Origin of the sequence: Dactylosporangium sp. NPDC006015, assembly GCF_040614215.1 — a bacterium.
Classification (GTDB): Bacteria; Actinomycetota; Actinomycetes; order Mycobacteriales; family Micromonosporaceae; genus Dactylosporangium; species Dactylosporangium maewongense.
Genome location: NZ_JBEXUD010000002.1, coordinates 456,445 through 479,876 on the forward strand (window position 1 = coordinate 456,445; position 23,432 = coordinate 479,876).

General features: G+C 70.9%; 24 protein-coding genes and 1 pseudogene. 7 read left to right on the forward strand and 18 right to left on the reverse strand.

From position 1 onward, the window contains the following. Window positions 1–5: 5 nt before the first annotated feature. From nuoE to ABZ321_RS05105, 6 genes and pseudogenes are all read right to left on the reverse strand, one after another. Window positions 6–695: pseudogene (gene nuoE / locus ABZ321_RS05080) on the reverse strand (NADH-quinone oxidoreductase subunit NuoE); the annotation flags it as partial. Then, on the reverse strand, window positions 695–2,011 hold the full coding sequence (locus ABZ321_RS05085) for an NADH-quinone oxidoreductase subunit D (protein WP_354889467.1): 1,317 nt from the start codon (window positions 2,009–2,011) through the stop codon (window positions 695–697). The pseudogene nuoE and the gene ABZ321_RS05085, both read right to left, overlap by 1 nt. Then, complete coding sequence (locus tag ABZ321_RS05090) at window positions 2,008–2,706, reverse strand: NADH-quinone oxidoreductase subunit C (protein ID WP_344509017.1); 699 nt, start codon at window positions 2,704–2,706, stop codon at window positions 2,008–2,010. Before ABZ321_RS05090 ends, ABZ321_RS05085 begins: the two co-directional genes overlap by 4 nt. Continuing rightward, window positions 2,703–3,374 (reverse strand): NADH-quinone oxidoreductase subunit B, encoded by a 672-nt coding sequence (locus ABZ321_RS05095; RefSeq protein WP_033363264.1) that lies wholly within the window; start codon window positions 3,372–3,374, stop codon window positions 2,703–2,705. The genes ABZ321_RS05090 and ABZ321_RS05095 overlap by 4 nt, the downstream gene beginning before the upstream one ends. A 3-nt stretch (window positions 3,375–3,377) precedes the next feature. Continuing rightward, a complete protein-coding gene (locus ABZ321_RS05100; RefSeq protein WP_344509015.1) occupies window positions 3,378–3,743 on the reverse strand; it encodes an NADH-quinone oxidoreductase subunit A in 366 nt (121 codons plus the stop codon). 183 nt (window positions 3,744–3,926) lie between these two features. Further along, on the reverse strand, window positions 3,927–5,201 hold the full coding sequence (locus ABZ321_RS05105) for a geranylgeranyl reductase family protein (protein ID WP_344509013.1): 1,275 nt from the start codon (window positions 5,199–5,201) through the stop codon (window positions 3,927–3,929). Window positions 5,202–5,506: 305 nt separating this feature from the next. Here ABZ321_RS05105 and ABZ321_RS05110 point away from each other — a divergent pair, with 305 nt between their 5' ends. Further along, window positions 5,507–6,406, forward strand: coding sequence for a hypothetical protein (locus ABZ321_RS05110; protein WP_344509012.1), 900 nt, complete (start codon window positions 5,507–5,509; stop codon window positions 6,404–6,406). Window positions 6,407–6,968: 562 nt separating this feature from the next. Here the strand turns inward: ABZ321_RS05110 and ABZ321_RS05115 are convergent. Both ABZ321_RS05115 and mqnC read right to left on the reverse strand, forming a co-directional pair. Beyond that, window positions 6,969–7,661, reverse strand: coding sequence for a demethylmenaquinone methyltransferase (locus tag ABZ321_RS05115; RefSeq protein WP_344509009.1), 693 nt, complete (start codon window positions 7,659–7,661; stop codon window positions 6,969–6,971). Next, on the reverse strand, window positions 7,658–8,896 hold the full coding sequence (mqnC, locus tag ABZ321_RS05120; RefSeq protein WP_344509007.1) for a cyclic dehypoxanthinyl futalosine synthase: 1,239 nt from the start codon (window positions 8,894–8,896) through the stop codon (window positions 7,658–7,660). The genes ABZ321_RS05115 and mqnC overlap by 4 nt, the downstream gene beginning before the upstream one ends. Window positions 8,897–8,976: 80 nt before the next feature. On the opposite strand from mqnC, the gene ABZ321_RS05125 reads away from it, so the two are divergent. Further along, window positions 8,977–9,924 carry an aldo/keto reductase gene (locus ABZ321_RS05125; protein WP_344509369.1) on the forward strand — a complete coding sequence of 316 codons (948 nt, stop codon included), beginning with the start codon at window positions 8,977–8,979 and terminating at the stop codon, window positions 9,922–9,924. Here the strand turns inward: ABZ321_RS05125 and ABZ321_RS05130 are convergent. The 7 genes from ABZ321_RS05130 to paaA form a co-directional block, all read right to left on the reverse strand. Next, window positions 9,914–10,612, reverse strand: a complete 699-nt coding sequence (locus ABZ321_RS05130) for an anti-sigma factor (RefSeq protein WP_344509006.1) — start codon at window positions 10,610–10,612, stop codon at window positions 9,914–9,916. The genes ABZ321_RS05125 and ABZ321_RS05130 overlap by 11 nt on opposite strands. Further along, entirely contained in the window at window positions 10,612–11,220 is a 609-nt protein-coding gene (locus ABZ321_RS05135; protein ID WP_354889472.1) for a sigma-70 family RNA polymerase sigma factor, read from the reverse strand. Before ABZ321_RS05135 ends, ABZ321_RS05130 begins: the two co-directional genes overlap by 1 nt. 61 nt (window positions 11,221–11,281) lie before the next feature. Beyond that, window positions 11,282–12,376 carry a 1,2-phenylacetyl-CoA epoxidase subunit PaaE gene (paaE, locus tag ABZ321_RS05140; RefSeq protein ID WP_354889474.1) on the reverse strand — a complete coding sequence of 365 codons (1,095 nt, stop codon included), beginning with the start codon at window positions 12,374–12,376 and terminating at the stop codon, window positions 11,282–11,284. Continuing rightward, complete coding sequence (paaD, locus tag ABZ321_RS05145; RefSeq protein ID WP_344509367.1) at window positions 12,373–12,837, reverse strand: 1,2-phenylacetyl-CoA epoxidase subunit PaaD; 465 nt, start codon at window positions 12,835–12,837, stop codon at window positions 12,373–12,375. Before paaD ends, paaE begins: the two co-directional genes overlap by 4 nt. Beyond that, the gene (paaC, locus tag ABZ321_RS05150; protein ID WP_354889476.1) at window positions 12,831–13,637 is read right to left on the reverse strand and encodes a 1,2-phenylacetyl-CoA epoxidase subunit PaaC; all 807 of its coding nucleotides are present in this window, start codon (window positions 13,635–13,637) and stop codon (window positions 12,831–12,833) included. The genes paaD and paaC overlap by 7 nt, the downstream gene beginning before the upstream one ends. Continuing rightward, a complete protein-coding gene (gene paaB, locus ABZ321_RS05155) occupies window positions 13,634–13,903 on the reverse strand; it encodes a 1,2-phenylacetyl-CoA epoxidase subunit PaaB (protein ID WP_344508998.1) in 270 nt (89 codons plus the stop codon). Before paaB ends, paaC begins: the two co-directional genes overlap by 4 nt. Further along, a complete protein-coding gene (paaA, locus tag ABZ321_RS05160) occupies window positions 13,893–14,912 on the reverse strand; it encodes a 1,2-phenylacetyl-CoA epoxidase subunit PaaA (protein ID WP_354889478.1) in 1,020 nt (339 codons plus the stop codon). Before paaA ends, paaB begins: the two co-directional genes overlap by 11 nt. 261 nt (window positions 14,913–15,173) lie before the next feature. On the opposite strand from paaA, the gene ABZ321_RS05165 reads away from it, so the two are divergent. Further along, window positions 15,174–16,028: a serine hydrolase gene (locus ABZ321_RS05165; RefSeq protein WP_344508994.1), complete on the forward strand. Its 855-nt coding sequence runs from the start codon at window positions 15,174–15,176 to the stop codon at window positions 16,026–16,028. 324 nt (window positions 16,029–16,352) lie between these two features. Here the strand turns inward: ABZ321_RS05165 and ABZ321_RS05170 are convergent, their stop codons facing one another. Next, complete coding sequence (locus tag ABZ321_RS05170) at window positions 16,353–17,201, reverse strand: menaquinone biosynthesis protein (RefSeq protein WP_344508992.1); 849 nt, start codon at window positions 17,199–17,201, stop codon at window positions 16,353–16,355. Window positions 17,202–17,321: 120 nt separating this feature from the next. On the opposite strand from ABZ321_RS05170, the gene ABZ321_RS05175 reads away from it, so the two are divergent. Continuing rightward, a complete protein-coding gene (locus ABZ321_RS05175; RefSeq protein WP_354889480.1) occupies window positions 17,322–18,185 on the forward strand; it encodes a hypothetical protein in 864 nt (287 codons plus the stop codon). Here the strand turns inward: ABZ321_RS05175 and ABZ321_RS05180 are convergent. Together ABZ321_RS05180 and ABZ321_RS05185 are read right to left on the reverse strand one after the other, a co-directional pair. Next, window positions 18,091–19,338, reverse strand: a complete 1,248-nt coding sequence (locus ABZ321_RS05180) for an MFS transporter (RefSeq protein ID WP_344508990.1) — start codon at window positions 19,336–19,338, stop codon at window positions 18,091–18,093. The two genes, ABZ321_RS05175 and ABZ321_RS05180, sit on opposite strands and share 95 nt — an antisense overlap. A gap of 46 nt (window positions 19,339–19,384) precedes the next feature. Beyond that, window positions 19,385–19,960, reverse strand: a complete 576-nt coding sequence (locus ABZ321_RS05185; protein ID WP_344508988.1) for a metalloregulator ArsR/SmtB family transcription factor — start codon at window positions 19,958–19,960, stop codon at window positions 19,385–19,387. Window positions 19,961–20,045: 85 nt separating this feature from the next. Between ABZ321_RS05185 and ABZ321_RS05190 the strand changes: the two genes are divergently transcribed. The 3 genes from ABZ321_RS05190 to ABZ321_RS05200 all read left to right on the forward strand — a co-directional run bounded on the left by ABZ321_RS05190 (window position 20,046) and on the right by ABZ321_RS05200 (window position 23,264). Then, on the forward strand, window positions 20,046–20,816 hold the full coding sequence (locus ABZ321_RS05190; RefSeq protein ID WP_354889483.1) for a VOC family protein: 771 nt from the start codon (window positions 20,046–20,048) through the stop codon (window positions 20,814–20,816). 320 nt (window positions 20,817–21,136) lie between these two features. Continuing rightward, window positions 21,137–22,099, forward strand: coding sequence for a ricin-type beta-trefoil lectin domain protein (locus ABZ321_RS05195; protein ID WP_354889485.1), 963 nt, complete (start codon window positions 21,137–21,139; stop codon window positions 22,097–22,099). A gap of 229 nt (window positions 22,100–22,328) precedes the next feature. Further along, on the forward strand, window positions 22,329–23,264 hold the full coding sequence (locus ABZ321_RS05200; RefSeq protein ID WP_354889487.1) for a hypothetical protein: 936 nt from the start codon (window positions 22,329–22,331) through the stop codon (window positions 23,262–23,264). The last annotated feature ends 168 nt before the right edge of the window (window positions 23,265–23,432 follow it).

Genomic DNA, 23,432 nt, shown 5'->3' on the forward strand with positions numbered 1-23,432 from the left:
GGCTTCGCCTCCTCTTTCTTGGAGATCGGCGTTTCGGGGTCGAAGCCGGGGACCGCGATGCCGAAGCGCTCCGCGAGCCGGTTGCCGGCGAGGGTCGGCTCGCCCGCGGGGCCGTCGGCGATGACGTCGTCGCCCCGGTCGTCGGCGAAGCCGGCCAGCTGGACCGCCATCTCCTTGAGCGTGCACAGGCGCGTGCCGCGGGTCGGCTGCGGGCGCTCGCCGTTCTGCAGCTGCTTGACCAGGGTGAGCGCGCTGTCCTCGGTGATCTGGTCGAAGAACTCGTAGTTGACCGTCATCACCGGCGCATAGTCGCAGGCGGCCAGGCACTCGGCGTGCTCGAGCGTGATCTTGCCGTCAGCGGTCGTCTCGTCGTGGTCGACGCCCAGGTAGTCGCGCAGCGCCTCGTACGCCTTGTCGCCGCCGAGGACGCCGCACATGGTGTTGGTGCAGACGCTGACCAGGTAGTCGCCGGTCGGCTTGCGCTTGTACATGGTGTAGAACGTCGCGACCGCGCCGACCTGTGCCTTGGTGATGCCCAGGATCTCGGCGCAGAAGGCGATGCCCTCCGGCGAGACGTATCCCTGCTCCGACTGCACCAGGTGCAGCAGCGGCAGCAGCGCCGAGCGCGACCGGCCCTCGGGGTACCGCGCGATGATCTGCCGTGCACGCTCGCGCGTGACCTCACTGAACGCCATTAACGATCACACCCACCCATGACGGGGTCGAGCGAGGCGCCGCCCACGATGACGTCGGCGAGCAGCCCGCCCTCGGCCATCGCCGGAATCGCCTGCAGGTTGACGAAGCTGGGCTCCCGGTAGTGCACCCGGTAAGGGCGGGTGCCGCCGTCGGAGACCGCGTGCACGCCGAGCTCGCCGCGGGGCGCCTCGATCGGCACGTACACCTGGCCGGCCGGCACCCGGAAGCCCTCGGTGACCAGCTTGAAGTGGTGGATCAGGGCCTCCATCGACTGGCCCATGATCTTCGCGACGTGGTCGAGGGAGTTGCCGAGACCGTCGCCGCCGATCGCCAGCTGCGCCGGCCACGCGATCTTCTTGTCGCCGATCATGATCGGGCCGGGCTCGAGCCGGTCCATGGCCTGCTGGACGATCCGCACCGACTGGCGCATCTCGTTGAGCCGGACCTTGTAACGGCCCCACGCGTCGCCGGTCGACTCGGTCGGGACCTCGAAGTCGTAGGTCTCGTAGCCCGCGTAGGGCTGCTGCTTGCGGATGTCCCAGCCGAGGCCCGCGGAGCGCAGCACCGGGCCGGTGATGCCCAGCGCCAGGCAGCCGGTCGCGTCCAGCACGGCGACGCCCTGCGTGCGCTCTTTCCAGATCGTGTTGCCCGACAGCAGGTCCTCGTACATGTCGATGCGTTCGGGCATCCAGCCGAGGAACTCGCGGATCTTGACGAGGGCCTCCTCGGGGACGTCCTGCGCGACGCCGCCGGGCCGCACGTAGGCCATGTTCATCCGCAGGCCGGAGATCATCTCGAAGATGTCGAGGATGTACTCCCGCTCGCGGAACCCGTAGATCATCATCGACAGCGCGCCGAGCTCCATGCCGGTCGTCGCCAGCCACACGAGGTGGGAGGCGACCCGGTTGAGCTCCATCATCAGCACGCGGATGGTCTTGGCGCGGGGCGTGATCTGGTCCTCGATACCGAGGAGCTTCTCGACCGCCATGCAGTAGCCGGTCTCGTTGAAGATCGGCGCCAGGTAGTCCATGCGGGTGACGAACGTGGTGCCCTGCGTCCAGTTGCGGAACTCGAGGTTCTTCTCGATGCCGGTGTGCAGGTAGCCGATGACGGTCCGGGCCTCCGTGACCGTCTCGCCCTCCAGCTCCAGGACCAGCCGGAGCACGCCGTGGGTCGACGGGTGCTGCGGGCCCATGTTGACGACGATGCGCTCCTCGGCGCCCGCCTCGTTGACGACCGAGTCCCAGTCGCCGCCGGTGACGGTGAAGACCCGGCCTTCCGTGGTCTCCCGGGCGCTTGCGTAATCGGTGGTCACTGGTAACTCCTCCGCTGGTCCGGCGGTGGGATCTCGGCGCCCTTGTACTCGACCGGCACGCCGCCGAGCGGGTAGTCCTTCCGCTGCGGGAAGCCCTCCCAGTCGTCGGGCATGAGGATGCGGGTCAGGTTGGGGTGGCCGTCGAAGACGATGCCGAACATGTCGTAGGTCTCCCGCTCCTGCCAGTCGGCGGTCGGGTACACCTGGGTGACGCTCGGCAGGTGGGGGTCCTCGGTCGTGACCGCGGCCTCCAGCCGGACCCGGCGGCGGAACGTCATCGAGGTCAGGTGGTAGACGGCGTGCAGCCGCCGGCCGTCGGTGCCCAGGTAGTCGACGCCTGACACCGATGACAGCAGCTCGAAGCGCAGGGCCGGGTCGTCGCGCATGATCTGGGCGACCTCGGCGATGCGATCGGGCACGATGTGCAGCGTCAGCTCGCCGCGGTCGACGACGATCCGCTCGATCGCGTCGTTGAAGCCCGGGTAGGCCTCCTCGAGCGCGTCGACGACCTCGTCGAAGTCCCCGCCGAACGGCCGCGGCGAGTCCAGCTCGACCTCGCGGCGCCGGCGCAGACCGCCGAAGCCGGAGGTGTCGCCCGTGCCGTGCACGCCGAACATGCCGCGGCCGGCGGTGCTGGACGGGGGGAACTGCGCCGGGGCGCCGAGCTCGGCGCCGACCGGTTCTACCTCAGTCACTTCGCTCCTCCGGACAGGTTCGCCCGCTCTTCCATCCACTTCTGGATGCGCAGCTGCTCCTCGCGGCCCTGAGCGACGGCCTTGGTCCACTCGGCGCGCTTGGCCTTGTCGAACCGGTAGCTCGACGGCATCGCGCCCGGCGCCACGATCGGCGCGCCGTCGCGCTCGACCCGCGCCTCGATCATGCGGCGGCGACGGTCACCGAGCGGCTCGGCCATCACCTTGTCGTGCAGCCGCAGGATCGCGTCGATCAGCATCTCGGGCCGCGGCGGGCAGCCCGGTAGGTACATGTCGACGGGCACGATGTGATCGACGCCCTGCACGATCGCGTAGTTGTTGAACATGCCGCCGCTGGACGCGCAGACGCCCATCGAGAGCACCCAGCGGGGCTCCGGCATCTGGTCGTAGATCTGGCGCAGGACCGGGGCCATCTTCTGGCTCACCCGGCCGGCCACGATCATCAGGTCGGCCTGGCGGGGGCTGGCCCGGAAGACCTCCATGCCGAAGCGCGCCAGGTCGTAGCGGGCCGCGCCGGTCGCCATCATCTCGATGGCGCAGCAGGCCAAGCCGAACGTGGCGGGCCAGAAGCTGGCCTTGCGCGACCAGTTGACCAGCTTCTCGACGGTCGTCAGCAGAACGCCGGTCGGTACCTTTTCCTCGATGCCCATGGCTCAGTCCCAATCCAGCCCGCCGCGCCGCCACACGTAGGCGAACGCGACGAACACCGTGACGATGAACAGGACCATCTCCACGAACCCGAACACCCCGAGCATGCCGAAGTTCATGGCCCACGGGTACAGGAAGATGATCTCGATGTCGAAGACGATGAAGAGCATCGCGGTCAGGTAGAACTTGACCGGGAAGCGGCCACCGCCGACGGGCTGCGGAGTGGGCTCGATGCCGCACTCGTAGGCGTCGAGCTTCGCCTTGTTGAAGCGGCGCGGCCCGACGAACGGGGCCGCCGCCACCGAGAACAGCGCGAAGGCTGCGGCAAGGGCGAAGAGTCCGAGGATAGGTACGTACGGCGCGAGCGACACTGTGCTGCTCCGTCCTTTCGGCGAGCCCGGCGGGGCTGCCGCCCCTGGGGACCACTCAAGCTGTATGCGGTTTAACACTATTCGGTGAGGTCCGGACCGCTCCGTCCGGGGCTGTGCTTTTAGCTGTGCTTTGGCTGTTCAGTTGCGGTTTTCGGGATGTGCCGTCGTATGTCTGCCTGCTGGCTAAGCTGCCGGCGCGATCCGGGTCATCGCGTTGATCACACGGTCCATGGCGTCGCCACCCCGCGGGTCGGTGAGGTTGGCGAGGAGCTTCAGGACGAACCGCATGAGCATCGGGTGAGGCATGCCGTGCTTGGTGGCCATCCGCATCACCTGCGGATTGCCGATCAGCTTCACGAAGATGTTGCCGAGCCGGTAATAGCCGCCATACCGCGCCTTGAGCTCGGTCGGGTAGTTGGCCAGCACCCGCTCGCGCGCGGTGCCCTGCGGGCGGGCCAGGGCCTGGATGGCGATCTCCGCCGCCAGCTCACCCGACTCCATCGCATATGCGATGCCCTCACCGTTGAACGGGTTGACCATGCCGCCCGTGTCGCCCACCAGCAGGACGCCCCGGGTGTAGTGCGGCACCCGGTTGAAGCCCATCGGCAGCGCGGCGCCCTGCGGCTTGCCCTCGGCGTTGGCCGGGTCGGACAGGCCCCACTCGGCCGGCGTGTTGTCGACCCAGTCGGAGAGCAGCGTCTTGTAGTTGGTCTTGCCGTAGGCCACGCTGCTGTTGAGCACGCCCAGGCCGACGTTGACCCGGCCGTCGCCGAGGCCGAAGATCCAGCCATAGCCGGGCAGCAGCTTGTCGCCGGACTCGCGGCTGCGCAGCTCCAGCCACGACTCCAGGTAGTCGTCGTCGTGCCGGAACTCGCTGCGGAAGTATTGCCGGACGGCCACACCCATCGGCCGGTCCTCCCGCTTGGCGATGCCGAGCGCGAGCGCGAACCGGCCGGAGACCCCGTCGGCCGCGATGACCAGCGGCGCCCGGAACTCCAGCGGCTCCTTGCCGGGGCCGGTCGCGGTCACGCCGACCACCCGGCCGGTGCGGTCGAGGATCGGCCCCGTCACCGGCGTGCCGGTGCGCAGGATCGCGCCGGCGTCGGTCGCGGCCGTGGCCAGCATCTGGTCGAAGTCCATGCGGGTGCGGGTCAGCCCGTAGTCCGGGAAGCTCGCGAGGTCGGGCCAGTCAAGCTCGAGCCGGATGCCGCCACCGATGACGCGCAGGCCGCGGTTGTGCAGCCAGCCCTTCTCCTCGGTGGTGTCGATGCCCATCTTGATGAGCTGCTTGACCGCGCGCGGGGTCAGGCCGTCGCCGCAGACCTTCTCCCGGGGGAACTCGGTCTTCTCCAGCAGCAGCACCCGCAGCCCGTGCCGGGCGAGGTGGAACGCGGCGGACGAACCGCCGGGCCCGGCGCCGACGACGATGACATCTGCGTCTTGCCGCGTGTCGGTCACAGCCGCCACCTCCCTGCCCTTCGTCTCGCTGACCGGCAGCTCCCGGGGGTCGCTCCCGGTCGTTTCCGGCTCGTGAAAGTCTTCACAAAGTCACTCTGGTGCGAGTCTAGAACCGTGACGAGGTCCGCTGTCGGTTAGGCGACCCTAAGTTTTCACCCCGGCGGTCACCTAGATCGGCAAATAGGACGACAAGGCAGCGGTCGGTCTGATCCAGCGTCTCGGAGACGGTGATCATGGCGCTGGGTTATCCACAGAAAATTGTTGTGCGTCGACTTCGGGTGGGCGCATGACGATCCTCGGTCATCATGAACCCCGGGCAGCCGGACCGTGACCGGCTCGACGCACTTGCCGCTGACCAACGCGGCCTCTTCACTCGCGCACAGGCTCTGAGCTGCGGTTTCAGCACGCTGCGGATCAGGACCAAGGTGCAGGCCGGCGACTGGTCCCCGGTCGTCCGGGACGTCTTCGCCGACCGCGGCCTGCCGGTCACCCCCAGGCTGCGCGACGTCGCCGCGCAGCTCGCCCTTCCCGGCGCCGTGCTCGCCGGCCCTTCCGCCGCCCGCTGGCATGGGTGGGAGGTGCCGAGCACAGAGACGTTCGTCGCATTTCCCGGCCGCCGCCCCCGGCTCAGGCACGTCCACGTCGTGCCGGTGGACCTGCCCGCGACGGACATCTGCACCGTCGATCAGCAACAGGTCACGACGCCGTCACGCACCGTCTTCGACTGTGCCCGCCTGCTGCCCGACGGCGCCGCCTCGGCCCTGCTGGCGACCGCCCTGCAGGAGTGCTGGACGACGATGCCCGACCTGGCGACCCGCATCCGCGACGCCACCGGCCGACACGGGACGCCGCGGCTGGTCCGGCTGGTGCGGATGGTCGCCCTGGGCAACCGCACGGCCGCGCAGAAGCTGGCGGGGAAGCTGCTGCAGCGGGCCGGGATCTGGGGCTGGTCGCCGCACGAGCCGATCAGCGACCGGTGGGGCCTGATCGGCCTGGGCGACCTGGTCTTCCCCGAGGCGAAGCTGGTCATCGAGCTGGGCATCGACGAGTTGGAGCCGGCGCCGCTGCGGGAGCGGCACACCCGGCTGGCCGCCGCCGGCTGGACGGTCGTCAGCTACTCCTGGACCGACCTGACCACCCGCCCGTCCGACCTGGTGGCCGAGCTGCGCCAGCACCTGGACCGCCTGACCCCGGTGCGGTGGTGACGGTGCCGCCGCTCGACCCCGGTGCGGTGGTGACAGTGGCGCTCGGCCCGCTGCACTGGAAAAGCCTGGCCGGCGCCCCGCCCTCCGCCCCGTCCTTCATGATCCCGTGCGGTTCCGGTAGCCCTGGCCCCGGAACCGCACGGGATCACGGGCGGGTCGGTCGCGGAGCCTCAGCCGGAGCCACACTCAACGGCATCCGGCCATCGGACGTCGCCCGCTGGCGCGCCCCTGTTGGTGTGGTCGCAGCGGCGCGCCCCGCCGGGGTGCCGGCGTGCGGGGTGCCGGGGTGCCGGGGTGAACGCAGGTGAGCCTTCGTGACCACGCGCTGGGGCGACTCGTCGCGCCCGGCGAGGAGGACCAGATCTGACGGACCTGCCGCCCAGTTTCTGGAGCTTCTCGCGACGGACCGCCGTGCAATGTGGGCGGCCGGTCGCGCGGTGCGGAGTGAGCGTCTCGCAACGGGTCCGCCGCGCGGTGCGAGGTGAGCCCTCCCCCGACGCGAAACCGCCGGGGTGCAGGGTGAGCATCCCGGCGGCGGGCCGCGGTGAGGTGGTGGTCAGGGCTAGACGCGGAAGCCGCGGTGGAGGGCCACCACGCCGCCGGTGAGGTTGCGCCAGGCGACCTTGCGCCAGCCGTTGGCGGCGACGCGGGCGGCCAGGCCTTCCTGGTCGGGCCAGGCACGGATGGACTCGGCGAGGTAGACGTAGGCGTCGGGGTTGCTGGAGACGCGCTTGGCGACCTGGGGGATGGCCTTGACCAGGTAGCCGAGGTAGGCGCCGCGGAAGGGGCGCCAGGTGGGGTGGCTGAACTCGCAGATGACCAGGCGGCCGCCGGGCTTGGTGACGCGGGCCATCTCCTGGAGCGCGGCATCGGTGTCGACGATGTTACGCAGGGCGAAGGAGATGGTGATGGCGTCGAAGGTCTCGTCGGCGAAGGGCAGGGCCAGGGCGTCGCCGGCGAGGAGCGGGACCGCCGGGCGCTTGACGTGGCCGGCCTGGAGCATGCCGATGGAAAGGTCGACGCCGACGGCGAAGGCGCCGGACTTGGCCAGCTCCTCGGTCGAGACGCCGGTGCCCGCGCCGAGGTCGAGGACGCGTTCGCCGGGCTTGAGGCCGAGCGCGAGGCGGGTCTCGCGGCGCCAGATGCGGTCCTGACCGCCGGAGATCACGGTGTTGGTGAGGTCGTAGCGCTTGGCCACGCCGTCGAACATGGCGGCGACCTCGTGGGGCTGCTTGTCCAGCGAGGCGCGGCTCATGACGACACCGGCGTCAGCGGGATGGAGCGGCCGGTGCCGCCGCCGGGGATGGCGATCGAGGAGAAGTGTGATTGCACGCGGTCGTCCGTGGGGTCGTCGGCGGGGGTCAGGTGGACGCGCAGATGGCGGTACTGGGTGTCGCGCTGCGCGGGGATCCGGTCGGCGTCGCGGATCATCTGGACCAGCTCGGTGAGGCGGGAGCGGTGGCGGGCGCCGGCGGAGGAGATGACGTTCTCCTCCAGCATGATCGAGCCGAGGTCGTCGACGCCGAGGTGCAGCGACACCTGCCCGACGTCCTTGCCCGTGGTGAGCCACGAGGACTGGAGGTGGGCGATGTTGTCGAAGAACAGTCGCGAGACCGCGACGAGCCGCAGGTATTCGAGGCTGGTCGCCTGGGTGCGGCCCTTCAGGTGGTTGTTCTCCGGCTGGTACGTCCACGGGATGAACGACCGGAAGCCGCCGACGGTGCCGTCGAGGTCCGCCTCGGTCGTGTAGCCGTTGGCGACCGCCTTGTCCTGCACGTCGCGGATCATGCGCAGGTGCTCGATGCGCTCGGCGTTGGTCTCGCCGGTGCCCATCATCATCGTGGCGGTGGAGGAGACGCCGAGGCGGTGGGCCTGGGTCATGACCTCCAGCCAGCGCTCGCCCGACTCCTTGAGCGGGGCGATCGCCTTGCGCGGGCGCTCGGGGAGCATCTCGGCGCCGGCGCCGGCGATGGAGGCGAGGCCGGCGGCCTTGATCCGCAGGATCGCCTCCTCGATCGAGACGCCGGAGACCTTGGCCATGTGCAGGACCTCGGACGGGCCGATCGAGTGGATGACCAGCGACGGGAACGCCTGCTTGACGGAGGAGAACAGCTCCTCGTAGTACTCGACGCCGTACTCCGGGTGGTGACCACCCTGCAGCATCACCTGGGTCGCGCCGAGGTCGACCGCCTCCTGGCAGCGGTGCAGGATCTCCTCGGTGCCGTGCGTCCAGCCCTCGGCGTGCTTCGGCGCCCGGTAGAAGGCGCAGAACTTGCAGGCCGTGACACAGACGTTGGTGTAGTTGATGTTGCGGTCGATGAGGTACGTGACGATGTTGTCCGGGTATCGGCGGCGGCGCACCGTGTCGGCCGCCTCACCGAGCGGGTGGAACGGGGCGTCGGTGTAGAGCAGCAGCGCCTCCTCCGCGCTGATCCGCCCGCCGTCGGCCGCACGCTGCAGGATGTCGCTGATCACCGGAGTCTCCGTCACACCTCCGAGACTACGTTGGCGGCAAACGGGTATGGCAGGGCCCCGCGACCTCTCGTGCCTAGGATCACCAAGTGACTGACATGCGCTATCGACGCCTCGGCTCCTCGGGCCTGACCGTCTCCGTCGTCGGCATCGGATGCAACAACTTCGGCGGCCGCATCGACGCGGACCGCGCGGCGGGCGTGGTCCACGCCGCGATCGATCTCGGGGTGACCCTGTTCGACACCGCCGACGTGTACGGCGCGACCCCGGGCGCCTCGGAGGAGGCGCTGGGCAGGGCGCTGGGGAAGCGCCGGGACGAGGTCATCGTCGCGACCAAGTTCGGCATGGACGCGCGCGGCTCGAACGGGCCCGACTGGGGTGCGCGGGGCAGCAGGCGGTACATCGCGAAGGCCGTCGAGGCGTCGCTGTGGCGCTTGAAGACCGACTACATCGACCTGTACCAGCTGCACGCCCCGGACCCGGAGACGCCGATCGAGGAGACCCTCGACGCCCTCGACGCGCTTATCAAAGCGGGCAAAGTCCGGTACATCGGACACTCGAACTTCTCCGGGTGGCAGGCGGCCGACGCGGCGTGGACCGCGAAGACCACCGGGAAGGCGCCGTTCGTCAGCGCGCAGAACTACTACTCGCTGCTGGAGCGCGGCATCGAGAAGGACCTGGTGCCGGCGCTGGAGCACTACGGGGTGGGTCTGCTGCCGTTCTTCCCGCTCGCGCACGGGCTGCTGACCGGCAAGTACCGGCGCGGCGAGGTCGCCCCCGAGGGCACCCGCCTGGCGCGGGACGGCTTCGACAAGGTCCTCGCCGCCGCGCCCTGGGACACGATCGAGCGTCTGGAAGCGGTCGGCCGGGAGCGGGGCGTCGACCTGCTGGCGGTCGCCATCGGTGGCCTGGCCGCCCGCCCGGCAGTGACCAGCGTGATCGCCGGTGCCACCAGCCCGGAGCAGGTCGAGGCCAACGTCGCGGCCGGATCCTGGGTCCCCACCGCCGAGGACCAGGCCGCGATCGAGGCCGCCCTCACAGCGTGATCTGCCCGACCTTCGTGTCAGAGGGGCTCGACGAGCCGCTCGCGGGCTCCACGGTGACCGCGAACGTCGGCGCGAGGCCGGAGATGTACTGCCGGCCCGTCCCACCAGCGAGGACGCCGGCATTGTGCGCCGAGTCGTCGACCATCCACAGCTGGTAAGCCTTGCCGGCGCCGGGGTTGTCGAGGCCGTCCAGCACCGCCACCGCGGCGTTCCGCGACGGCGAGACGATCAGCGTCACCCGGCCGCCCGCCATCTCGGAGGAGACCAGGCGGGCGTCCGGAGCGGCGAGGACCGCGTCGACCCAGGCGTTCTCCCGCCGCACGTCCTGCTGCGCGACCGTCCACGTCGCCACCCCCACGCCGGCGGCCAGCACCGCGGCCGCCACCGCGCCGGCGGCCCAGCGCAGCACCCGGGCGCGCCGGGACCGGCCCGCGCCGGAGGCACCCCGCCGGGGACGTTCCTGCGCCGTCCGGCCGATCTCGGCCAGTACCGACTCCCGCAGCCGCGGCGGGGGCGCCTCGGCGACCGCGTGGGTCAGCCACGAGGCCGTCTCCCGCAGCTCGGCGACCTCGACCGCGCACGTCCCGCACTCCCGCAGGTGCCGGTCGAAGGCGGCGCGCTCCAGGTCGTCGACCGCGTCCAGCGCGTACGCGCCGGCCAGCGCGTGGATGTCCACCGTCTCGGCCATCAGAACGCCACCCCCAGGCAGTCCCGCATCCGGATCAGCCCGTCACGCATGCGTGTCTTGATGGTCGGCAGCGCGGCGCCGAGCAGGTCGGCGACCTCGCGGTAGCTGTTGCCGTTGTAGTACGCAAGCGTGATCGCCTCGCGCTGCAGGTCGGTGAGGCCGTCGAGGCACCGGCGGACCTGCTGCTGCTCGATGCGGGCCGTCGCAGTCTCGACCACGTCGTCGTACGGGGTGTCGACGCTGCTGGCGGCCACCCGCTGCGCCCGGTCGCTGCTGGCCTGCTCGGCGCGGACCCGGTCGACGGCCCTGCGGTGCGCGATCGTGAAGACCCACGCGGTCGCCGAGCCGCGGGTGCCGTCGTAGCGGCCGGCGTTGCGCCACACCTCGACCATGACCTCCTGCGCGACCTCCTCCGACTGGGCCGGGTCCCGCAGCACGCGGCGGATCAGTCCGTACACGCGCGGCGACAGCAGGTCGTACAGCTCGGCGAACGCCCGCTCGTCGCCCCGGGCGACCCGGCCCAGCAGCTCGTCGGCGTCGACGCGGCGCTGCGGGGCCGGCACGGCGACGAGTCGCTGGGTGGGCAGCTCCTCGTGTTCGGGTCTCATGTCGTTCATTCGGAGCCGCCGCGGCCGCGGATGGGATCGATCCACGGATCGAAGCACAGCGTCATGCGTCGTAGTCCACCACGACCTTGTCGGTGATCGGCAGGGCCTGACAGGTGAGGACATACCCGGCGGCGACCTCGTCGGGCTCCAGGGCGAAGTTGCGGGCCATCTCCACGGAACCGGACACGACCTTGGCACGGCAGGTGGAGCAGACACCGCCCTTGCACGCGTACGGCAGCTCGGGTCGCTGTCTGAGCGCGGCGTCGAGAATCCGCTCATCAGGAGCCATCGCTATGGTCGACGTCCGGCCGTCGAGCACGATGTCGACCGTCACGCCCGCTGCTTCAGAGGCGACACGGGCAGGCGCTGCCGGTACATCGGCGACATGAAACAACTCCGTGTGCACGGCGTTGTCGGACACGCCCCGGAGGCTCAGCGCGACCCGGGCGTCGAGGACCATGCCGTGCGGCCCGCACAGGAACCACTCGTCGACGGTGGCCGCCGGGACAAGCGTGTCGAGGATGGCGCCGATGCGCTGCTCGTCGAGGCGCCCCGACAGCAGCGCCGACTCCTGCGCCTCCCGCGACAGCACATGTACGACGTGCAGCCGCTCGCGATGGCGGTCCTTGAGGTCGGCGAGCTCCTCGGCGAACATGACGGTGCCGGCGGCGCGGTTGCCGTAGACGACGGTGAACCGGCTGGCCGGCTCGACCTCGAGGGCCGTCGCGACCAGCGACAGGACCGGCGTGATGCCGGATCCGGCGACCAGCGCACCGTAGTGCCGGGTGCGGGCGGGGTCGAACGCCGTGGTGAAGTGGCCCAGCGGCGGCATCACGTCGATCTCGTCGCCGGGGCAGAGGTCGGCGACCGCGTAGGACGAGAACGCCCCGCCGGGCACCGCTCTGATCCCGACCCGCAGGACCCCTTCGGCGGCGAGCTTCGAGGGGCTCGAGCAGATGGAGTACGAGCGGCGGACCTCGGTGTCGCCGTGCCATCTGCGCACGGTGAGGTGCTGCCCCGCCTGGAACGCGAACGCGGCGCGCTGCGGCACCGGGACGTCGAACGTCACCACGACCGAGTCGTCGGTGAGCTGCTCGACGTCGACGACGGGCAGCCGGTGGAACGTCGGGCGGCGCAGCTTGGGCGGGGCCGTCATAGCGCCTTCACCGCGTCGAAGGGCTCGAGGCAGGCGGTGCAGCGCCACAGCGACTTGCACGCGGTCGAGCCGAACCGGGACAGCTGCTCGGTCGCCGGCGACCCGCACCTGGGACACCGGATCGACAGCTGGACGGTCACCTTGGTGGAGCTCGGCGGCGCGATGCCGGCCGCGGCCAGCTTCGACCGGCCCTCCTCGGTGATCATGTCGGTGGTCCAGGGCGGGTCGAGCACGGTCCGCACCTTGACGTCTTCGACGCCCGCGTCGTGCAGGGCGGACTCGATGTCGGCGCGGATCAGGTCCATGGCGGGGCAGCCCGAATACGTCGGGGTGATCGTCACCGTGACGGCGCTGCCGTCTTCGGTGACGTCGACGTCGCGGAGGATGCCGAGCTCGGCGACGTTGAGGACCCGCAGCTCGGGGTCCTTGACGGCGGCGACCACGTCGAACAGCGTCACCAGCGGGCTCCCGGGTGTGCGCGGTGCAGCACCTGCATGTCGGCGAGCAGCTCGGTCAGGGCCTCGGTGTGCTCGGTCCTGCTCATGACCGCCGTTTCGGTCGTCGGCCTGCTCAGCTGGGACGCCGTTTCGGTCGTTGGTCTGCCCCGCTGGGACGCCGTTTCGGTCGTCGGTCTGCTCAGCTGGGACTCGGTCAGGACGGCGTCGATCGTCTCGAGCCAGGCCGGGCGGAGCGTCGGCGGGGCGACCACGACGCCGGCCAGGGCCAGGGCGTGCACGGCGGGGCCGGCCTCGAACAGCTGGTGCGTGTAGGGCCAGATCTGGTCGACGGCGGCCTGCATGCGGCGGTGCGACTCATCGGTGCCGTCGCCGAGCCGCACGACCCACCTGGAGCTGTGATCGACGTGGTACGCCGACTCCTTCCTGGCCTTGGCGGCGACCGCGGCGATCCGCTCGTCGCCGGCGCCGATCGACCGGTCATAGAGCAGCCGCTGGTACACCGACAGGAACAGCAGCTTGGCCATGGTGACCGCGAAGTCGCCGTTGTCGAGCTCGACCAGCCGGACGTTGCGGAACTCGTGCGCCTCGCGCAGGTATGCCAGGTCGTCCTCGGTGCGGCCCTGGCCTTCGAGCTCGCCGGCGTAGCCCAACAGCATCCTGGCGACGCCGAGCTGGTCGAGGGCGATGTTGGCCAGGGCGATGTCCTCTTCCATCTCCGGCGCCCGCGAGCACCACTCGCTCAGCCGCTGCGCGGCGATCAGCGCGTCGTCGGCGAGGCCCAGCACGTATCCGAAGTGGCTCATATGTGGCTCGCACCTTCGGGCACGTCGTAGAACGTGGGATGCCGGTACACCTTGTCGGCGGCGGGCGCGAAGAAGGCGTCCTTCTCGTCGGGGCTGCTCGCGGTGATCTCCGCGGCCGGCACGACCCAGATCGAGACGCCCTCCTGACGGCGGGTGTAGACGTCGCGGGCGTTGCGCAGCGCCATCTCGGCGTCGGACGCGTGCAGGCTGCCGACGTGGGCGTGGGACAGCCCCCGCCTCGGCCGGACGAACACTTCAAACAACACTGTTCTCTCTTTTCGCCGCGTACGCCATGGCGGCCTCACGCACCCAGGCGCCCTCCTCGTGGGCCCGCCGGCGGTGCTCCATCCGCTCCTGGTTGCAGGGGCCGTCGCCCTTGATCACCCGCATCAGCTCGTCGTAGTCGGGCTGGGTGTAGTGGTGCTGCTGACGCTCCTCGTCCCACCGCAGGTCGGGGTCGGGGATCCGCAGGTCGAGGACGCCGGCCTGCTGGACGCACATGTCGACGAACCGCTGCCGCAGCTCGTCGTTGGAGAACCGCTTGATCTTCCACGCCATCGACCGCTCGGAGTGGGTCGAGTCGCCGTCGGGCGGGCCGAACATCGCCAGCGACGGATACCACCACCGGTCGACGGCGTCCTGCGCCATCGCCTTCTGCCCGGGGGTGCCGTGCGACAGCGTGTGCAGGATCTCGAACCCCTGCCGCTGGTGGAACGACTCCTCCTTGCAGACGCGGATCATCGCCCGCGCATACGGCCCGTAGGAGCACCGGCACAGCGGCACCTGGTTGACGATCGCGGCCCCGTCGACGAGCCAGCCGATCGCGCCGACGTCGGCCCAGGTCAGGGTCGGGTAGTTGAAGATGGAACTGTACTTCTGCCGGCCGTCGATGAGCATCTCGACCAGCTCGTCGCGGGAGATGCCGAGCGTCTCGGCGGCGGCGTAGAGATACAGGCCGTGCCCGGCCTCGTCCTGCACCTTCGCCAGCAGGATTGCCTTGCGCTTCAGCGACGGCGCGCGGGAGATCCAGTTGCCCTCCGGCTGCATGCCGATGATCTCCGAGTGCGCGTGCTGGGCGATCTGCCGGATCAGCGTCTTGCGGTAGGCCTCGGGCATCCAGTCGCGTGGCTCGATCTTCTGGTCGGCCGCGACGATCGCGTCGAAGTAGCCCTGGAGGTCCTCACCAGCCGCGACGTCCCGGCCGGCGGCGTCTTGAAGGTCCCGCTCGGCGCTGTCCACCTGCTCGAGGAGCGGGGCGAAGTCGTTGCCGTACACCCCTTCAGTGTTACAGCAACCGACCGGATCGGCAAGAAGGTGTCACAGCCATCGAGGCAACTACCAGGGACCTTTGAGCGCGTCCGAGCTGCGAAGAATGCGTTGGAAGGAGAGACTGTCCGGGATCATCACGTGGCGTCACCCCTTGATTGCTTACGTGCTGGTTACCCCGGCTACATCTGCTCATGACCAGCGGTCGATGCAATGGGTGCGACCGCCAGGGAGGACCACCGACCCATGCGCAAGCGCGTCGGATTCACCATGCTCGTACTGTTGGCCGTCGCAGTGATGATCGGCGTCCCGTTCGTGTGGGGCAGCGACCTGCTGGACGACCACAGTTTCAGCGCCGCCGCGCCCGCGGCCGTGACCGAGTCCACGGCGCCGCAGGTCGAGGCGACCCGGAAGGCCGCCCCGGCGGCCCCGGCCGCCCCGTCACTCCCGCCGGCGCTGCTGCACCCCGCCGCCGTCACGGTCAACGCCACGGGTTTCTGGTCCTGGACGGTCCTGGACCGCCGCACCGGCGAGATGGCCGGCTCCCCCAACGCCGCCACCACCCAGCGCACCGCCTCGATGATCAAGGCCTGGCTGGCCGCCGACTACCTGCGCCGCACCCCGAACCCCAGCACCTCGATCCTCCGCCAGCTCACATCCATGATCCGCAACAGCGACAACACCGCCGCCTCGTACTTCTGGACCCTCGACGGCCGCTCGGCCAGCATCACGCGGCTCGTGCAGATGTGCGGGCTGACGGACAGCAAGGCCTACATCGACTGGGCCAGCACCCTGCTCTCGGCCCGCGACGCCGCCCGGATGGGCGCCTGCATCGGCGACGGCCGCGCGGCCGGTCCGAAGTGGACCGACTGGGTCCTCAACGAGATGCGCAACGTCGCCAGCAGCCAGGAGTTCGGCATCGTGCCCGCCCTGCCGGCCACGGAGCAGGCGGCGACGGCGGTCAAGAACGGCTGGATCGCCCGCAGCGACGGCAAGTGGCACGTCAACTGCCTGGCCATCGGCACCGAGTGGGTCCTCAGCGTCCTGACCGTCTACCCGTCCTCGAAGGGCATGGGCTACGGCGCCGAGATCTGCACCAGCGTCACCCGCCAGCTCCAGGCCTAGCGAACCCGCCTCCCGCCGCACCGGTCGCGCCAGGATCGGTCCCGCCGCCGCGCTGGTCCTGCCGGATCGGTCCTGCCACGACGGCCGCTCGCGCCTCGCCGTACCCCGGCCCTTCCCGCGGCCCGAGCCCTCGCCTGTGTCGGGCGCGCGATCAGGCAGCGAACGGGCGGCGACTCGACTCGGGGACGTCAGGCAGGGCTCAGGCCTCGTGTCGGCCGGAAGGCGGGGCGGCGGTCACGGTGGCGCTCCGCTTTCTCTTCACCGTACCTGACGCATACAAATTGATCACTTAGACCGTATACGCAACAGTCACCGAATGTAGTTCTAGCCGATGAAGAACTCCGGGCCGTTCGGGGGGAGGGCGGGCACGACGCCGCGGGCGGCGGTGCGGCGGGCGAACTCGCGGATGCCCTCGACCTGGCGGGCGCCGAGGGAGAAGTCCAGCACGCGGAAGTAGTGGGCGAGGGTCGCCGCCGATAGGGTCTCCCAGCGGGCGGCGGCCTCGGCGACCTCGTCGAGCTCGGTCAGGCAGAGCTCCTTGGAGCGCAGGAACGCCTGGTGGACGTCCTTGACCAGGCCGGGGTGGGCCTCGGCGAAGGAGCGCCGGACGGCCCAGGCGGCGAAGACCATCGGCAGGCCGGTCCAGTCGCGCCAGGCCTGGCCGAGGTCGGTGACGGTCCAGCCGTGCTGCGGGGCGTCGTGCATCGCGCGCAGGGCCACGTCGCCGATGATGACGGCGGCGTCGGCCTCGTCGAGCATGCGGGCAAGGTCGGGCGGGCTCTGGAAGTACGTGGGCGTGACGCCGACCTTCGACTCCAGGTACATCTGGGCGAGCATGACGCCGGTGCGGGACGTGGCGCCGAGCGCGACGCGCCGGCCCGAGAGCGAGGTGAGCGGCACGGTGGACACGAGGTTGACCGACAGCACCGGGCCGTCGCTGCCGACCGCGATGTCGGGTAGCAGCAGCAGGTCGGAAGCGTTGCGCAGGTACTCGACCATGGTGATCGGGCCGACGTCGAGGTCGCCGGCGACGAGGGCGGCGCTCAGCCGCTCGGGGGAATCCTTGTGCAGGTCGACGTCGATCAGTGCGCCCGAGCGCATCAGCCCCCAGTAGAGCGGCAGGCAGTTCAGGAACTGGATGTGGCCGACGCGGGGCCGCTGCAGTGCAGGCACACCGCCCATGGTGCCCCAGGATTCGCCGCTCAAGCAGGAGAGGCGGCCATTGTCACAGCGCGTGATCCGGCGGGACACGCAGGCGGGCGGGGCATTGTCACGGCGCGTACCCTCTGGGGGATGCGACGCCCCCTCGCAGTACTGACCTGCGCCATCATGCTGGCGGGCTGCAGCACACCCGCGGAGCAAAAGCCGCAAAACACCCAGCAGGCCGCCGCAGCGGCCTCGGAAGCCGCGGCGAGTGAGTCCGCGGCGGGTCCGGCAGCGAGTCCGAGCCCCAGCGGCCCGCTCTTCACGCCGACCAACCCGGTGACGATGAACGTCAAGGGCTTCTGGTCGTGGGCGTTCTACGACCTGAAGGAAGACAAGATGTACGGGTCGACCCCGTACACGACGAGCGACACCGCGAGCATGGCGAAGGCCTGGGTCGCCGCGGACTGGCTGCGCCGGCAGGCCGAGCAAAACAAGCAGCCCGCGGCCGCCGCGCTGCAGGAGCTGACGCGCATGATCCGCGACTCCGAGACGGAGAACACGTTCAAGTACCACGTCCAGAACGGCAACCTGACCTCGATCAAGCGCATGATCACGACCTGCGGGCTCACGGAGACCAAGGGCACGCAGAACTCGTGGAGCCTGACGCAGATGTCGGCGCGTGACGTGGCCCGGCTGGCGAAGTGCATCGGCGACGGGCGGGCGGCGGGGCCGAAGTGGACCGGCTGGCTGCTCAACGAGATGCGCAACGTGCGCGGGCCGGGGCGGTTCGGGCCGATCGAGGTGCTGCCGGCGGACGTACAGAAGGCGACCGCGATCAAGAACGGCTGGCTCGCCCGGGACGACGGTCAGTGGCACATCGCGTGCATGGCCGTCGGCGACGGGTGGACGATCGGGATCATGGCGCACTACCCGAGCACGCTGGGGAAGGACTACGGGACGAAGACGTGCCGGGAAGTGACGAAGCAGCTGCTGACCCAGCCGCCGCGCTGACCCGCCACATCCAGCCGCCGAGGGTCGCGGCGGCGATGAGGCCGGCGACGCCGCAGCCGATGACGATCTGCCGTGGCTCGAACCGGCCGACGAGCACGCCGCCGGCCGCGTAGCCGATGAGGTTGGCGGCGTTGATCACGGCGCCGAACCGGGCGAAGAACGCCCCTCGCACGGCCGCGGGGACGCGCCTGGCGGCGATGACGCCGAGGAAGTTGTTCTCCGCTCCGTTCACGGCGCCGCCCAGCAGCCACAGGGGGTACACCAGCAACACCGCGGTGACGAAGCCTGACAGCAGCACGACCAGCGCGGTCGCCAGGTGCATCAGCGCGAGGGCCCGGCCGAGTGCGCCGTCGTCCCGGGCGCGGGACGCGGCGAGCCATCCTCCGGCGAGCATGCCGGCCGTCCACGCCGCTTCGACGAGCCCGAACTCGGCGGGGCTGCCGCCGAGCGTCTCGCGGATGAAGAACACGCCCACGACCATGTCGACGTTGATCGTGAGCACGATGGCCCCGACCAGGCAGGTCAATGCGAGCAGGAATTTGTCGTCGCGGATTTTCCACGGTGTACGACCAGTGCCTGCCGCCTCTGTGGGCGCCGTGCGGCGGGTGCGCAGCAGGAGCCCGGCGGCGACGACGGCCAGGTAGGTGACGGCGTCGATGAGCAGCGGGACGCGCAGGCCGAACGCGCCGACGAGCACTCCGGCGAGGGCGGGACCGGCGAGCGTGCCGATCGAGTTGGCGGTCTGCCCGATCGCCATCGCCCGGCCGACGCCGTCGGGTCCGGCGCAGTCGGGCAGCAGCGCGTTGAACGTCGGTGAGGTCACCGCGACGCCGGCGGCCAGCAGCGCGACCAGCGTGATCAGCAGCCAGGTGTTGGTGGTGAGGGCCATCGCGGCGCAGCAGGCGGCCTGGCCGAGGCCGACGGCGGTGAGCAGGACGCGGCTGTCGACCCGGTCGACGAGCCGGCCGACGAGCGGGGCAAGCGCGACGACCGGCAGGACCGATGCGATGAGGACTGCTGCGACGGCGGATCCGCCCGCGCCGCGGTCCTGCAGCGCGAGCAGGATCGCGGTGGCGGCCATGAAGTCCCCGAGGTACGAGACGCCTCGCGCGACCGCGAGCAGGTACACGTCACGAGCGGATGTGAAGGACATACTTCGAAGTTAATGCTTCACATCTCGTGATCACCAGATGGTTGCCCTAACTGCGGGGAAAGGTCCGGTACGTCACGTTCACCTGGCGGGCGCCCTCCGGCGGGTCGGGGCGGCGGGACCGCGCGTACCGCTCGAACAGCGCGAACACCTCGTCGTTGAGCGCCTTGAGCTCGTCCGCGGTGACCTGGATCTGCATGTCGGCCGAGGTCGCGGCCGTGTACCACGCGTAGGGCTCCTCGTCGCGGCGGGCCAGCCACGCCCGCGCCCGGGCGTCCTCGATCTCCAGGAACATCAGTGACAGCTCCCGGTCCGCGGCCCGCTCCGCCGCGCCGCCCTCCGGGCCGGGCTCGATGTTGAGCCCCCGCAGCTGGCTGCGCCAGACCCGCTCGCGGCCGTCGCCACGGCTCGGCGCCTGCTCGATCAGGTTGACCTTCGCCAGCTCGCGCAGGTGGTAGCTGGTCGCGCTGGGTGACAGGCCGCAGACCTCGGCGAGCTCCGTCGCGGTCGCCGGCTCCCCGCCGTCGAAGAGCCGGTCGAGGATGGCGATCCTCGCCGGGTGCGCGAGCGCGCGCATGGTCGAGGCGTCGCGGATATTCGCTCGCACCGGGGTCTCATCAGCCACGTACCCAGGGTATTCATGGCCCTTCGGATGATCTAAGGTCAGACCTTTTTTCTTATCGTTGGGGATCTTCAACTGAGGGGGACTGGTGCGAGTACGTGGTTACGCCCCTGCTACGCCATGCTGGACCGTGCTGACCAGCCCCGACGCTTCGGCCTCCGCCGACTTCTACACCGGGCTCTTCGGCTGGACGGTGGCGCCCGCCGACGACGGGACCACCACGTTCCTGCTGCGCGACCTGGCGGTGGCCGGTCTGGCCGCCGCGCCCGGCCGCCCGTCGGCGTGGCTGACCTACGTGTCGACCGAGGACGTCGAGGCGACCGCGGGCCTGGTCACCAACGCGGGCGGCAGCATGCTCGCCCCACCGGCACAGGCCGGGACGCGTGGGCGCAGCGCCCTCTTCGCCGACGCGAGTGGCGCGGTGTTCGGCGTGTGGCAGCGCGGGACGTTCGCCGGCACGCAGGTCGTCAACGAGTCGAACGCGATCTGCTGGAGCGAGGTCGTCACCCCCGACGTACCCACGGCGGTGACCTTCTACGGGAATGTCTTCGGCTGGACCGAGCGCGCCGGCTCGGCGGGCGCCAACCAGGAGTACCACGAGTGGGTCGCGACGAACCGGGTGGTCGGCGGCATGAGCCCGATGGGCGCGCTCTACCCGCCGGGAACCCCCGCGCACTGGCGCACGATCATCCTCGTCGACGACTGCGCCGCGACCGCCTCGCGCGCCGAGTCGCTGGGCGGGCGCCTGATGGCCGGCCCGGTGGACGCGGGCATCGGCCAGGGCGCGTTCCTGCTGGACCCGACGGGTGCCGCGTTCCTCGCGTTCGAGCTGCTCCCCGAGCTGCGCGAGCACTTCTAGCCGCTGCGCGAGCACTTCTAGCCGCTGCGCGAGCACTTCTAGCCGCTGCCCGTGGACATCGCCGCCGGCTGACGGTCGGCCGTTCGGCCAGGGCCACGACGCGCCCTGGCCGGACGGAGGTAGACGTTCCACCCACCCGGGGCGGGTGAATCCGGAGGGTGATTTCCGAAATCACCCTCCGCAATTTCATCAGTACGCACCGATGGCCGCTACGTTCGGCGTCATGCGACCCCCGGCGCTGTTCGTGATGGTGTTCGAGGGCCGCGACGGCAACGGCCGCGGCTGAACCGGCGGCCCTGGGTGGAGGGAGCGGCCGGCGCATGACCGATCCCAGCATGACGGCCGCGTGCACGGCCGGGCCGGAACTCGACGACGAGCCGCTGCTGGTTCGTCCGTACGTCCGACTGCTCGCGGACCAGCTCGCGGCCGACGAGCCCTTGGACGACGTACCGGCGCCCGACGACCGATCCGAGGACGACGGCCGGCACGCGGGGACGCCCACCGACGTCCTCCCGACCCAGGCCGCCCGTCCGGGCAGGCGGGTCCGCTGGCGCCGCCTTGCCGTCGGCTCGGGCATGCTGGTGCTCGCGCTGGGCGCCACCGCGCTCGGGCTGGGCCTCGGCGACCGGCCCGCGGCGCCCGCCGCGAGCCCGGCCTGGACGGCGGCGCCGAGGGGTGGCCTCTTCGGGACGGCCGCCGCGCCGGGCCTGCCGGCGCCGGACACGGAGGCGGACACGAAGGCGGCGTCGGCCGGGGCGACGGCTGGGGCGTCGGACGCGCCGGCGACTGCCGGGGCGTCGTCAGTCCCCGGGAAGCCGCCGCTGCCCGGGGTGTCACCCGGCCCGTCGGATGCCGTCCCGCCGAGCGGTGACCCCGCGCCCAGCGAACTGCCCGGCGTGTCGCCGCCGCCCGGCGTCGAGTCCCGCACGGGCCGGATCACCGGCGCCTCCGGGCTGTGCCTCGACGGCAGCGCCTACCCGGACGACGGCGGCGACAAGGTCCGGCGGGCGGACTGCAACGGCAGCTCCGGCCAGGCATGGACCGTGGCGGGGGACGGGACCATCCGGGCCGTCGGCCGGTGCCTGCAGGCATCGGGCGACCAGCTCCGCCTGCGCGGCTGCGACGGCGGACCGGCCCAGCGGTGGCGGTCCGGACCCGCGGGCTCGCTGATCAACCAGGCGTCGGGGCTGTGCCTCGGGAGCCCGGACAATGTGAGCAGCAGGGCCCCGCAGCGGATGTCGGCCTGCAACCAGTCCGACGCGCAACGATGGACCCTGCCGTAGCGGCGCTTCCGCCGCATCCCACGGGGGAATTGCGCCGATCGGTCGGTGTTTCGACCAGCCACCGGCGATCACGATCTGCCCATCTGTAACGGGGTGGGCACGTAGCGCGCTACTTCGGGAGGGCACTCCGAAGTGGCATCGGCACCGGCGCGTTGAGCGCCGCTGGGTGGACGCGATGGCATCTCGGTCGTACCTCGCCGTCCTGGCCCCCTGCCGATGAGGTGCACGGATGCTTACCGCACTACGCCTGGAATGCGACACCACGCCTGATCTCGCGGCCACCATGAAGCTGCAGATCCCCGCCCTGGCCTGGTACAGGACCGGGGTCGGCGAGTGGCAACGCACCTACCACCCGAACGGGCGGGGCGTCCCGGTGCGGGTCGAGGCCGACCACGGCGGGCTGCGGTTCACCTTCCGGACCAGCGCGGAGGAGGCGCTGCTGCGTGACGTGCTGATCTCCACGTTCCGCAACGGCGAACAGGTCGGCGCCATGGCCCTCGCGGGTCACCCGGCGCTGAGAACGCTGCGCCGGCACCACCAGGGCATGATCCTGCTGAACGGTTCGCCGTTCGAGACGCTCGTCCTGGCCGTCCTGGCCCAGGGCCGGCCCGCCGAGGCGGTGCGGAAGGTGTTCCCCCGGCTCGCCGCCGCATGCGGTGGCCTCACCCCGCAGCGACTGTCCGCCCTGCCACTGCCCAGGCTGGCCCAGCTGGTCAGGCCGCTCGGCGAGGTCAAGGCCTCCCGCCTGCACGCCACGGCGGCCATCCTCACCAGGCGCGGCGCGACGGCGTTCGACCGGCTGATCGCCGGCTCCGGCGCGCTCGCCCTGAACTACCTGTTGTCGCTGCCCGGCGTCGGTACCCACACCGCCGCCCTCGTGGTGACGATCATCAACAACGTGCCCGACATGGTGCCGATCGACCAGCACCTGATGCGGGTCGCGTACCGTCTCGGCCTCACCGACCACGACGGCGGCCTCACCAAACCGGGCAGCCGCCGGGTCGCCGCGGACCTCCTCGCCTACGGCCCGGACCTGGCGCGCGTCCACCCCCTGCTTCAGCAGGTCGCCTACGACACGTGCACCGCAGCCACCCCGGACTGCCGTCGCTGCTTCCTCGCCGAGTCCTGCCGCCACGCCGCCCGCACCGCCGGCGCCCGCGTCTGAACCAGCGGAGCCGACACGACATTGGAAATGGGTGGAAGGGGTGGTGGGTGGGGCGTAAGGTGGTGGACCGCTTGACGGCCGCGGTGAGGTAGGCACCGCAGCGGACGTCCCTACGCGCCGGGTCGATGCGGTCCGGATACGCGAGCGAGCAGCTGCTGAGATTCCCCT